The organism is Flagellimonas lutimaris (genome assembly GCF_051494225.1).
Lineage (GTDB): Bacteria > Bacteroidota > Bacteroidia > Flavobacteriales > Flavobacteriaceae > Flagellimonas > Flagellimonas lutimaris_A.
On sequence record NZ_JBNPYE010000008.1, the window covers coordinates 39,911 to 52,603 of the forward strand.

The 12,693-nt window shown below is 36.4% G+C and carries 13 protein-coding genes; 10 read left to right on the forward strand and 3 right to left on the reverse strand.

The window, feature by feature from the left end; genetic code table 11:
• Positions 1-54 precede the first annotated feature (54 nt).
• The 7 genes from ACQQ5U_RS14510 (at position 55) to ACQQ5U_RS14540 (ending at position 6,869) form a co-directional block, all read left to right on the forward strand.
• Entirely contained in the window at positions 55-873 is an 819-nt protein-coding gene (locus tag ACQQ5U_RS14510; RefSeq protein WP_437398581.1) for a PhzF family phenazine biosynthesis protein, read from the forward strand.
• A 296-nt stretch (positions 874-1,169) separates the two neighbouring features.
• Positions 1,170-1,733 carry a Crp/Fnr family transcriptional regulator gene (locus tag ACQQ5U_RS14515; RefSeq protein WP_437398583.1) on the forward strand — a complete coding sequence of 188 codons (564 nt, stop codon included), beginning with the start codon at positions 1,170-1,172 and terminating at the stop codon, positions 1,731-1,733.
• Positions 1,734-1,852: 119 nt separating this feature from the next.
• Positions 1,853-2,599: an SDR family NAD(P)-dependent oxidoreductase gene (locus ACQQ5U_RS14520; RefSeq protein WP_437398584.1), complete on the forward strand. Its 747-nt coding sequence runs from the start codon at positions 1,853-1,855 to the stop codon at positions 2,597-2,599.
• Positions 2,600-2,613: 14 nt separating this feature from the next.
• Complete coding sequence (locus tag ACQQ5U_RS14525; protein WP_437398586.1) at positions 2,614-2,994, forward strand: nuclear transport factor 2 family protein; 381 nt, start codon at positions 2,614-2,616, stop codon at positions 2,992-2,994.
• Between the two features lie 255 nt (positions 2,995-3,249).
• On the forward strand, positions 3,250-4,365 hold the full coding sequence (locus tag ACQQ5U_RS14530; protein ID WP_437398588.1) for a serine hydrolase domain-containing protein: 1,116 nt from the start codon (positions 3,250-3,252) through the stop codon (positions 4,363-4,365).
• 282 nt (positions 4,366-4,647) lie between these two features.
• A complete protein-coding gene (locus tag ACQQ5U_RS14535; RefSeq protein ID WP_437398590.1) occupies positions 4,648-5,358 on the forward strand; it encodes a response regulator transcription factor in 711 nt (236 codons plus the stop codon).
• 83 nt (positions 5,359-5,441) lie between these two features.
• A complete protein-coding gene (locus tag ACQQ5U_RS14540; protein ID WP_437398592.1) occupies positions 5,442-6,869 on the forward strand; it encodes a sensor histidine kinase in 1,428 nt (475 codons plus the stop codon).
• A gap of 173 nt (positions 6,870-7,042) precedes the next feature.
• Here the strand turns inward: ACQQ5U_RS14540 and ACQQ5U_RS14545 are convergent, their stop codons facing one another.
• The gene (locus ACQQ5U_RS14545) at positions 7,043-7,528 is read right to left on the reverse strand and encodes a toxin-antitoxin system YwqK family antitoxin (protein WP_437398594.1); all 486 of its coding nucleotides are present in this window, start codon (positions 7,526-7,528) and stop codon (positions 7,043-7,045) included.
• Between the two features lie 315 nt (positions 7,529-7,843).
• Here ACQQ5U_RS14545 and ACQQ5U_RS14550 point away from each other — a divergent pair, with 315 nt between their 5' ends.
• From ACQQ5U_RS14550 to ACQQ5U_RS14560, 3 genes are all read left to right on the forward strand, one after another.
• Positions 7,844-8,566 (forward strand): DUF547 domain-containing protein, encoded by a 723-nt coding sequence (locus ACQQ5U_RS14550; protein ID WP_437398595.1) that lies wholly within the window; start codon positions 7,844-7,846, stop codon positions 8,564-8,566.
• 290 nt (positions 8,567-8,856) lie between these two features.
• Positions 8,857-9,327 carry a DM13 domain-containing protein gene (locus ACQQ5U_RS14555; protein ID WP_437398598.1) on the forward strand — a complete coding sequence of 157 codons (471 nt, stop codon included), beginning with the start codon at positions 8,857-8,859 and terminating at the stop codon, positions 9,325-9,327.
• Between the two features lie 102 nt (positions 9,328-9,429).
• Positions 9,430-10,287, forward strand: a complete 858-nt coding sequence (locus ACQQ5U_RS14560) for a hypothetical protein (RefSeq protein WP_437398600.1) — start codon at positions 9,430-9,432, stop codon at positions 10,285-10,287.
• 244 nt (positions 10,288-10,531) lie between these two features.
• Here ACQQ5U_RS14560 and ACQQ5U_RS14565 read toward each other — a convergent pair whose 3' ends face one another.
• Both ACQQ5U_RS14565 and ACQQ5U_RS14570 read right to left on the reverse strand, forming a co-directional pair.
• The gene (locus ACQQ5U_RS14565; protein WP_437398602.1) at positions 10,532-11,026 is read right to left on the reverse strand and encodes a GNAT family N-acetyltransferase; all 495 of its coding nucleotides are present in this window, start codon (positions 11,024-11,026) and stop codon (positions 10,532-10,534) included.
• A gap of 244 nt (positions 11,027-11,270) precedes the next feature.
• Positions 11,271-12,641: a glycoside hydrolase family 113 gene (locus ACQQ5U_RS14570; RefSeq protein ID WP_437398604.1), complete on the reverse strand. Its 1,371-nt coding sequence runs from the start codon at positions 12,639-12,641 to the stop codon at positions 11,271-11,273.
• Positions 12,642-12,693 lie beyond the last annotated feature (52 nt).

Here is a 12,693-nt window from a genome sequence, read left to right on the forward strand (position 1 = left end):
TTCCGGTAGGCCCGCCCCTTATCTTTGCTCGTTTTTATTCTTAATCGAAACAAAATGGACGAGAGGTCGGAAATTTATATAGTGGATGCATTTACAGATAAGCCCTTCAGTGGAAACCCTGCGGGAGTTTGTCTACCCGAAAAAACGTTAAGTGAAACGCAAATGCTTTCAATTGCAGCCGAATTGGGATTCTCCGAAACCTCATTCGTCCATAAAATGGACAATTCGGACAGCTATTCAATACGCTTTTTCTCCCCTAAAATGGAAATTCCATTATGTGGACACGCTACTTTGGCTGCCTCAAAGGTGCTTTTCGACAAAATGGAGTCAACGAACCATCTTCATCTTGTAAATATTGAACAAATAGATTTACATATCCAACGTGTTGGTGAGTCGATACAAATGGAATTTCCGGTTTATGGTACCAAACCCGAAATAGCCCCAAAAGCACTGCTCAATGCCCTTGGATTAAACAAAACCCATAATGTTGAATACAACGAGGAAACAAAAATTTTGTTGATCCATATCGATGATTGTGAGCAGCTAAGAACAATGAAACCTGATTTCAATGCATTATATCAATCGCATAGCACAATAAATGGTGTGCTTGTTACAGCTGTATCCAATAAAATAGGTTTTGATTTTGAATCCCGATACTTTTGGCCATGGAGTGGCACAAATGAAGATCCTGTTACCGGTGCAACCCACACTTTTTTAGCAAACTATTGGGGTAAACGATTGGGCAAGAAAACCTTAAACTCATTTCAGTGTTCCAAAAGAACGGGGTACATGAAATTGGAACTCGTGAATCCACACAAGCTCATCATCGAAAGCACGGCCACAATTGTGCTTAAGGGTAAATTAACATTATAAAAATCTACGACCAAGTTAAAAAGGAGCTGTATTTCTAGCTCCCATCCATGTTTTGAGGATCAATTTGGGCTGATTTGTGAATTGCATTAAAAAGGGTACATCACAAATTGAAAAGTAACAGGAACAAAGATGGATTAATTGACTTTGAATATGGAAAAACCGTAAATTGTGATATGGTTGGCTAAACCTTCGAGAAAATTTGGCGCCAAAATCAAGGGTTGAAATCAATCCTTATCCTAGCAGTGTTCCATTTTCAAAAAATAGGTGTAGTAGCTGTTTAATTTTTATTTGCTGCAATGAAACATCCCCTTAGACAACATATCGAAGAAATAATCGAGATTACAGACGATGAATTCGATTTTATTTTAAGTCATTTTGGACGAATCAACCGACGTAAGCACCAATATATCATCCAAGAAGGTGAATATGTTGATAAAGAGTATTGGATAGTGAAGGGGTGCCTAAAGAGTTATTTTTTTGATGATAGTGGCAAGGAGCATATTCTTCAATTTGGAATGGAAAATTGGTGGATCACTGATTATGAATCCTTCATCAAAAAAAACCCATCCAAAATCTCAATCGATTGCCTGGAGGATTGTGAATTACTTTATATCACATATGAAGACCGGGAAAACCTAACCGCTAAAATGCACAAAATGGAAAGATTTTGGGCTAAAAAGAGCAAATTGGGCCGGATAGCACTTCAAAATAGAATTCTATCCCTTTTAAAAAATTCGGTAAAAGAACGTTATGATTTGCTCTTAGAGCAATATCCCCAACTTTTTCAACGCGTTCCAAAAAAATTGATTGCCTCCTATCTGGGTGTTTCAAGAGAAACACTGAGCAGATTAAATTCTTGAAAATCATACTTTTCTATGTTGTTACGTGATTCATATCACATTTAAAAAGTGATATGCCTCCTTCCTAAATTTTCTGTTTCAAGTCACCTTTGCCCTATAAATTTTTTAAACAATAAAACATGAAAAACAAAACAGTAATAATTACTGGAGCATCGACCGGTATTGGTAAGGCCATCGCAAAGTTGTTTATCGAAAAAGGAAACAACGTTGTAATGAACTCAGCAAATGAAGATAGATTGAAAACAACATTTGAAGAGTTTGGAGCTCCTGAAAATGCAGTAATGGTCGCAGGTGATGTAAGCAACAAAGAGGTTGGTGAAAAACTTGTACAAGCCGCTATTGACTCTTTTGGCTCTTTGGATGTACTGATCAACAATGCAGGTGTTTTTGCTCCAAAACCTTTTCTGGATGTAGATGAAACTGATATTGACAAATACATGGATGTCAACTTCAAAGGAACTTACTTCACTTCCCAAGCAGCAATCAGACAAATGTTGAAACAAGGTAATGGTGGTTCTATCATCAATAATGGAACGGTACTTGTAGACCACGCCATAGCAGGTTTTCCTTGTTCAGCTCCTTTGGCAAGTAAAGCAGCTATCCACACATTGACCAGACATTTGGCCGCTGAATTTGGAAAAGACAACATTAAAGTGAACACTATAGCTCCTGGTATCATAAGAAGTCCTTTGCAAGGGAAAATAGGTGTTGAAGATGCTGATAGCTTGGCAGGACTTCACTTGTTGAACAGAATTGGCGAACCAGAAGAAATTGCTCATGCCGCACATTATTTGGCATACGCAGATTTTGTAACTGGCGATACATTGCATGTTGGAGGTGGACATGCTGTAGGTCACGCAATCTAATCATTCATAATTGTATGTTTAGCGATAAAGAAGATAAGATCAAAGAGGTCATAAAAATTTATATGGATGGCCTCTTCCAAGGTGATACAGATAAACTCAGAAAAGCTTTTGCCCCAAAATCCTATTTGTTTGGAGATATTAAGGGTGAACCTTATAATAAGTCACTTGATGACTATTTGGAAGGTGTTGGAAACAGAAAAAGCCCAAGTGAGTTAAATGAACCTTTTAAAATGGATATTCTCGCAGTGGAAATTTTAGGCCATGTGGCAATCGCCAAATTACATGTGCCCATGTTGGGTTTTAATTATTATGACTTCCTCTCATTGACCATGATTAATGGTGAATGGAAAATTGTAAACAAACTTTTTACTCATGTATCTGATAAAGAAATTTAAAGATTCGCATGCTTAATTTAGTATTGTTGTTCATTAATGGTAAATTAGTCCGTTCCCAGTTGGGAACGGACTAATTTCAATAATTATAATTTCAATTAGATTACTTTAAATATTGTTTTCTACTTTTTTGTCCAACTAAAATTGAGCTCTATCAATCCTGATAGCTTTTACCGAACAGGTTAACCATGCAATTTGTACGGCCTTCCCAATATTAAAAATCTATTGACCGAACAGAACCTATTAATAATTATAAAAATGAAAATACATTATGTGTTCCTGTTGTTTTTTCTCTTTATAAAAGCACCTGTTTCTTTCGGTCAAAAAATGGATTTGTCCTTGGTTTCATCAAAATTTCACGAAAAAGTAGATTCAATAGTCAACCATAAAATGGATGAATATGATATTCCAGGGCTTTCAATCGGTTTGGTGAAAAATAGTTCCATACTGTATGCAAAAGGCTTTGGGATTAAAAAGACTGGAGGTAATGATCAAGTAAGTGAAAATTCCATTTTTCACACCGCTTCAATCAGTAAACTGTTCACTGCCATGGCAATTGTGCAGCTCATAGATAAGAACTTGACTTCTTTTGACTGTAAATTGGTTGACATTGTTCCTGAGTTGAACTTCAAAGATAAAAGAGCAAAAGATGTAACCATTAAGGAGCTCTTGAACCATACATCAGGACTACCCGATATCAATAACTATCATTGGGAAAACAACTGTCAATCCGAAAATTGCTTAGAGGAATATATCTTGGGACTCAACTTGAAACTATCCGCTCAGCCGTCTTCAGAATACCATTACAGTAACCTTGGTTACGATATATTGGGCTATATAGTGGAAAAAATTTCTGGCAGTACATTTGAAGACTATGTAAAGAAAAATATCATGAACCCAAATGGGATGCATAATAGTGATTTTAGGTATTTTAAAATCCCTGATCTCTTAAGAACATCCCCGCATTCCAAAACATTTATCACAAAAAATAGATATGCTAGAAAGGTCTATCCCTATACAAGAGAGCATTCTCCAAGCAGCACACTAAATGCCTCAAGTAAAGATTTAAGTAAATGGATGATTCAATTTCTCGAAATAATCAATGATAAAGATTCCAATTCCATTTATAATTTAATGACGATACCTTCTTTTGACCAATATAATAAAATTGGTCTGGGATTTCAGTTATATAGTTTTGAAGGAAACAAGGCAATAGGCCATTATGGCGGGGACAAGGGGTTTAGAAGTTTCCTGATCATGTTCCCTGCAAAGAATATGGGCCTTGTTCTGCTGGCTAATTGTGACTACCATGAAGATTTTAGGCAAGAGATTCTAATGCCAATCGCAAAAATGATGTTGACACACAGCAATTAATTCTTCCCTTTCGTCTTTTCATTTCAATATTATCGGTTTTAATTATCCTAAGCATAGAAAGTGCATAGCACTTTACTTTGCCCGTAATCAACACTTGATTCCACAAGAACTTAAATAGATATAAAAGTTGCTGTCATCCATATTTATTCGACCATAAGTATGTTAAAACCTAAAAATCTTGTAAAGAATTTCATGGAAACAAGACTGTACATACAAGATTCTTACGAAATGCAATTTATTAACCGTACGTAATTGTGATCTAACCCAAAAAACTGTTAAGACATGAAGCGTGTTCTTATTGTAGAGGATGACCTTGAAATTGTTCATTTATTACAAATTCATTTAAAAGATTTGGGTTGTGAAGTCTTTACCGAGACCAATGGTTCTGTTGGGCTTAACAGAGCCTTAAATGAAGACTACGATCTTATAATTTTAGATGTAATGCTACCAGGAATGGACGGTATTGAGCTATGCCAAAAAATAAGGGCCAACAATGTTTCCTCTCCGATTATGATGGTCACTTCACGTTCTGAAGAGATAGATAAAGTCCTCGGGCTTGAAGTTGGAGCGGATGATTACTTGACAAAGCCTTTCAGTGTCCGAGAATTTATAGCACGGGTAAAAGCTATTTTTAGACGGCAGAAAATGGATAACCTTGAACACTCCATGGACAATAGCACAACATTGCAATTCGATGCATTACACATCGATATTGAAATGCGCAAAGTACTCTTAGAGGGAGAAAAGGTTGAACTTTCCCCCAAGGAATTTGAATTGTTGGTGTTATTGTCATCCAACCCTGGCAAAAGTTATGATCGCTCTAAATTACTGAACTTGATTTGGGGTTATGACTTCCATGGTTATGAGCATACGGTAAATTCCCACATCAATCGTCTTAGATCAAAAATCGAACCAGATATGGGCAAGCCCAAGTATATTTTAACAACTTGGGGAGTTGGATATAAATTTAATGAAGAGCTTGTAAAAGCCTGATTTCTTTTTAAATGGGAAAAAGTAAAGTACTTACCACAAAGTTTGTTATAAAGCTCATATTAACTTTTTTTACCACCATTTTGATGGCAGGAATTGGATATACCATTACTTCCATCTATTTTTCAAATCAATACTTTTATCAAACAACCCAGCGTTTAAATGCAGGCCTTGCCGAAGACCTTATCAAGGAAAAATTTATTGACAACCATCCTTTCGATTCTACAGGAAATGTAAACAAAGCTCTTTTTGGTGATATCATGCATAATATGATGGCCGTAAACAGGGCCATAGAAATTTACTTGTTGGATGACAAAGGATATGTGCAATACTCGGTTGTACTGGACCATAATGTTCCTGACACCAAACAAAGAAAAATCGACCTTGCACCAGTTCATAAGTTTATTAATAGTGAAGGAAAAGATTATGTTCTGGGGGAAGATCCAAAAAATTTGGACAATCGTACCATTTTTTCCGCGGCCAAATTTAACAGACATGGACATGAAGGATACATTTATATTGTACTTGCAGGAAAAGATTTTTTGGCAACAAGAAGTGATCTGTTAAACGGCTATTTAATGCATATAGGGTTAGGGGGCTCTTTACTAACCCTTTTCTTTTCAACTTTGTTGGGTATATTGGCCATATGGCATTTAACTCGTAGTCTTAGGGAGATTATATTTGCTGCAAAACGATTTCAGGAAGGGGATTTAAAATATCGTATTAAAAATGCCGACCAAACAGATCTGGCCAATGTAGCCACAACATATAACCACATGGCGGACACCATTCTCTCAGATATTGAAAAAATAAAGTCCATCGATGAATTAAGAAAGGAACTGATTGCCAATATTTCACACGATTTAAGAACACCGCTTGCCATTATCCAAGGATATACGGAAACCTTGCACATGAAAAATTCGGAACTATCGGCCGAGGAGCAGGAAAATTATTTAAGAGTAATATCCTCTGGCAGTGAACGGTTGGCCAAATTGATTTCACAACTTTTTGAATATTCCAAACTGGAATCCAACCAAATACAACCGGAAAAAGAACCATTTCTGATAAGTGAATTGGCCAATGACATCCATAGGAATTATTCTATATTGACCATGAAAAAGAACATTGATTTAAAATTATCAATGTCTGATGATATCCCGTTGGTTTTTGCAGATATCTCCCTAGTGGAAAGGGCCATTCAAAATCTCATGGACAATGCTGTAAAGTTTACGCCTGAAAACGGAGAAATTATAGTGAAAATAGAAACGATGGAAACACAGGTCAAAATTGTGATTCAAGATTCCGGGCCAGGTATCAAAAAAGAGAATCAGCCCCTAATTTTTGAACGGTACAAACAAGCCAATACCGGTCAAGAAAAAGAGGGTGCCGGATTGGGACTGGCCATCGTTCGAAAAATTATGGACATCCACGACAGTAAGATAACGGTATTGAGCAATCCCAATGAAGGAACAGCGTTTAGCTTTGCCTTGCCAATATATGGCGGCACCTTTTAAGATTCGAAAATCGTTTAAAACTTGTTTCCTATCCAGAACCATTTAGGTTCTTTCAAATTCCATTCGCTCAAAAATCAATTTGCATTGCAATATCAAGGTTCCAATATTCAAAATAGATTGATTATAGCCCTTCCCCTTTTGCTTAGGTCTATTATTTTGAGATCAGAAAAAGTCTATCTAAGATCCGACAGGTCATTTTCTTTTTTAAAACTCGCAAAATCGAACCATTTCTTGATTCTTACTCCATCTTGATATTTTTCCGCAGAAGTTAGCTTGCTGTCCTTGTATTTAAGGCAATATCCATCCTTGACTCCATTTTTTAGTTGGCATTTGTGGTCAACATTCCCCTTTTGATCATAGAACAACCACCATAATCCCATCTCGCCTTTCATAAAATGCCCTTCCATTTTCAAAACTCCGTTTGTCCGATAGAAATACCAATACCCCTCTTTTATGTCATTATCGTAATGTCCTTTTTTCATGACAACTCCATTGGGAAAATAATATTTCCAATAATCCACTTTACTTTTTCCATCGACCCATCCTTCCGATTTAAGTACTCCATTGGGGTAGTAAATCTTAATATACTCTTTAGATGCGGCCCCATTTTCAGTGGTCACGGAAAGGAAATAAAAAAGTGCGATCAAAAGTGATTTCAAAACTTAGATTTTGTTGGCCAATTATTACTTATTGTCGATTGGGATCAGTTGTAGATATCAACAATACATTAAACACAAAATAAAGCTCCAAATATCACGGAATAATCACCAAATTATATAAGGAACGTTAAAACCGGGGATAATCAAAAGAAAACAAAGCCCGCTTTGCGCACGTAATAAGTTTTGATGTTTTTGTGATACCTATGGGACAAATTAAATATTGTTTTGTAAACGTAAGAACGACAAACTACCTGTAACATTTTTGTATAGATGTAGGCGTCAAAAAAATAATTACACATAAAAACAACTATAAAAATGAAAACCCGTAACTTATTGATCATCATTTTCCTGTTAACAATTTCCATTTCCGGAACAGCACAAGAAGTATCACTTTTCTTTGAGAATGCAGATGCATTTTTTGGCCAATATGTAAAAGACGGAAGGGTAGATTATGATAAAATTCATGCAAACCCAGATAAACTCGACAGCGTTTTGGATTTGGCAAATAAGTACACTGTTTCCATAGATAATCCAGCAGTCTATAAAGCTTTTTGGATAAACGCCTACAACCTTCTCGTAATAAAGGGTGTTGTAAATCACTACCCTATTAATTCCCCATTGGATGTTTCCGGTTTTTTTGATAAAATCACTTATCCCATTGGTGGTAAAAACAGAACCCTAAATGAAATCGAAAACAAAATATTACGCTCAAATTTCCCCAATGAAGCTCGTTTTCACTTTGCCTTGGTCTGTGCAGGTTTGGGATGTCCTCCAATAATAAACAAAGCCTATCTGCCAAGTACCTTGGGTACGCAACTACAAAGACAGACCGTATTCTCCCTCAATAACCCCAAGTTTATTCGAATACAGGAAAGTAAGGTTGAATTATCCCAAATATTTGAATGGTACGAAGATGATTTCAAACGAAATGGGAGAAATTTTGTGGAGTTTATCAATGCATACCGCAAAGAGAAAATTGACACCAACTTAGAAGTTTCTTTTTATCCTTACGATTGGTCTCTGAACAGAATAGAGTAAGCAACTGTCCAAGATTCCACACAGTCGCTCGTTCTGGGAATCAAATAGATTAAATAGACTGGCTACTCTCTATTCAAACAGTGTTTTTCTTACCATAGATTTACCCTCCGCCAATATGCCTTGCCCACTCCAAAAACTTAAAAAGCATCCTTGAATTCTTTTGTTATACAACCGTGAATTTTTCGTGATAGGTTAAGCCTAGGTTTGCTCCTGAAATTCTTTATGACCAAAAAAACAAGGCATAAAGGCTTTCAAAAAAACAATTTCAACATAATTAAAAACTTACTTTGATGAAAAGAAAAAAAATTGTATTAGCTAGTATTTTTGCAGCATTTTCCTTGGTTCTGACCAGTTGTTCAGATGATGATGATGATAATACTGAAATCATAACTGTTGACTCATCTGCTCCTGTAGGTACTTTTGCAGTAAGCAGGGAAGGAACTCTTGTTGCCGAAAGCGGAACACCAACACAAGGAACAGTTCAATTGGGCGAAGATTCACAAGGAACGAACTTTGTACGTTTTTCAGATGATTTTACCACCGAGCTTGGAACCGGTACCGTGGCAATATTTTTATCCACATCTGAAGTTTATACTGCCGACCCTGCCAATGGTAACCCAGACCTTCGTTTGATTGGCAATGTATCCAGCAATGGTGAAATGTTTATTAAACTGGATCAGGCACCGGAAAGCAAATTCACCCATATCATCTTATGGTGCGCAACGGCGTCCATTCCTTTTGGTAATGCCGAACTCCAATAGTTTAATTTCATAACAAACACTGCCTTCGAAGGAGTGGATAATTGGATAATTTGATCCTATCCATTTTTTCGAAGGCTTTTTTAATCAAAAAAAACAAATTCAATGAAAAAGTATTGGTATACCCTTATCGTTTTTACATTAATGATATTCCAAAGTCAGGCCCAAAGTGGTTGGACAAGGAAAGCTCAAAGCTTTTATCTACAAAGTTCAGCATCCTACTATTCATCACGGGATTATTATACTACCGAAGGGAACCTTTCCGATTCAGGAAGCAGATTTAATAGTAGTGCTCTCATCCTATATGGTGAATATGGTGTAACCGATCGCTTTACAGCCATTTTGGATGTACCTATTGTCCAACTGAACAGTTTTAGTTCCACTGAAACGGTTGCAGGTGTCGGTAGTGTAAAACTGGGATTGAAATACAGGTTATTTAACAACCTTCCTATTGCGGTACAAGCTGATTTTGAAATTCCTACCGATGACGGGACAAATTTAGCCACCTCGAACAACCCAAACGCCTTAGGTACTTTTGATCAAATCAACTTGCCAACATCAGATGGCGAATTCAATGTTTGGACGAATATAATAGGTTCCCACTCCTTTGGTAACGGAAAAACCTATGGAAGTCTTTACACCGGGATTAATTTTAGGACAGAATCATTTAGCAATCAATTCCATGCTGGCGCCGAGTTGGGGCACTTATTTTTCGATAAGTTATACTTGATTGGAAAATTGAGAATATTGGAAAAACTTTCTTCTGGGGAAGGTAACCAAGGTGGTTCTTTTCTATATGGAGAAGGAACTACATTCACTTCCTTCGGTTTTAATGCCATCTACAAACTTGGGGAACATATGAGTTTGGTTACTTCATATTCCGATTATGCAGGTTTCTTGGTAGATAGAAAAAATATTTATGATGGAGCCACATTTTCATTGGGTGTCTCGTTCGAATATTAACAAAAAAAAGGCGCAGCTCGATCAAGATGCTGCGCCAATTATCTTTCAACAAACCCAAGAATTACTCGTTTTGTGATTCATTTTTTGAATTGAACTTTGCCTATTGTACTTACTCCTTTAACTTGGCTTTCCGACAACTGACTTTCGATTGATAAAACATTTACTATTTTGGATATTTATATCCTCAATGATATTTTATCGAAGTACTTGTAAATGCTTACAGGTATATTGAAGCCTATTTTATCTACGACAAAGTATTTTTTTCAAGAAACTTGGATTTTATCAAACGGAATCTAAAAAATTTCTCTTCACCAATCATTAGCTCCTTGTCCTTTTTGAATCCTAATTTTAACAAACCCTTTATACGTGTCCTACTGGGCGGGAACAATACCGTCACCGACTCCAATTTCATTTCACCAAAGGCCTTGGCCATAATATGTTTATACAATACTTTACCAAGTCCCCAGTAATCTGGATGTAACACCAAAGCCAAATCAGCCTCACCATGTTCCGGTTGCAATCCACCCCAACCGACAAATTTTTTATTAATTATGATGGCCCATGGCCCATAACCATATTTATTCCATAGCTGTTCTTTAGCCTCTATGAACGCATCACAGATACCTTCGTCAAAATCCCCTTTCAATAAGGGCATTTGACGCCTAACCAAATGATTGTTCATTAATGCAATAATTTCTGATTTTTTTACTTCGGTCAATCTTTGGAATTGAATGTTCATGGTTCCACTCATATTGTATACAACAGTTGAACTTATAGTCGTACTGAGTACAACATTCTTAATGCAATTCCCCGATTATCATTTTTTTGAACAGCAGAATACCACTTGTATTTCACCATTTTCAAGTATCGTTATGAGATTTTTTAGGAAACTATTGAATTAGAAACAACTCTTACAGTATGGAAATGGAATATGATTTATCTAAAGCATAAGAATTGGCCACTTTCCGTCGATTCTTACACTTTCACTTGTCATTTTTTGGAGCAAAACCTATGGCAATAATATTTTGACCGGGCTTATCCTGAATTGTAAAACTATGATCTTTCTCAAATATTCCGCTTGAGTTGTTTGTTTGCCATTTCCATACATGTACCCCGTAAAACCATTCCTCTTTCCAAATAGTATTAAAAAATGCTCTATATGCATTAGCTTGGGTTTTTAATGAGGCCTTTGTGAACAACCTATCATAAAACGTGATCCATCGCCAGGGTCTGCTAGCGGCATCCAATGTACTTTTATATCCTAACTCCGTAAAGATTACCGGTTTTCCAAACATTTGGGAAACACTTCTCATTTTTTTTAACGGAGCTTTCCAACCCTCCTCCATGGCTTCCAAGCTGGCATTGCCTTTTTGTACAAGAGGAAAGTAAGCTTGGATTCCAATAAAATCCAAATCTTCCCAAAAAGTGATGCTGTCATATTCTTCATCCCAATTGGCACCATAGGTCAATTGTCCGGAATAAACGGATTTGACTTCCGTGATCATTTGTTTCCAAAAGTTCGGTTTTTTAATTGTGAGCAACGATAATTCTGTGCCAATACATAGTAATTCCACATTATTCTCTTCTGCTATTTTTGCGAAATGTAGCAAGTGTTCCCGGTAATTGCTTGACCACTCCCTCCATGTAGATTCATTTTTGGGAAATATGTCAGACCTCCATTTTCCATTCTCCCTGGAGGATAACCAGATATGTGGCTTCAAAAACACTTTTAGACCCCGATTATGTGCTAAAGCAATTTTTTCTGTCAGTATGGAGTCCCTAGATTTCTGTCGCGGAGAAAACGATAATTTATTCAATGTGCCATCAAAATGGTCCTGTCCTATATATGGGGTGAACGTAATCCATTCAAAATTGTTTTGAATCAAAGATCGTAATGAACGTTCATCTATTTTTCCGAATACATGGACACCACGCTGTTTGCCATCTTCTGCATAAAAATTGGAAGCACATTCCGATTTGTTTTCCACCCGATGGTTCCATGTATAGTCATAGACCTCTCCGTTCACATAAAATTGTGATATCTTGAAAAGCCCTACCACACCTAACAAGGGTATGATAACAAACAAGACAAAACGGTTGATCAACCTTTTGAATCCACTTTTTTTGTAAATATTGGTAAAGAGTAAAACAAGTTCTACCAAACCAAAAATGAGCATGATGAACACCCAAAACTGCCATACTACAATCAACTTTTGCAGGATATCCCATATCGAACTCTTGAATTGATCTAGTGACACATCCCCAAACAAGAGTATGGCCAATGAAACCAAAAAATTGCCAAAAACAAAACTGAACAGTAACTTAAATAGAAATCGCTTTGGTCTAAAATTCATTGAGTTTGGTGTATAAAAGGTTTAAAAAGATACTTAATTAGGGTTGTCTAGA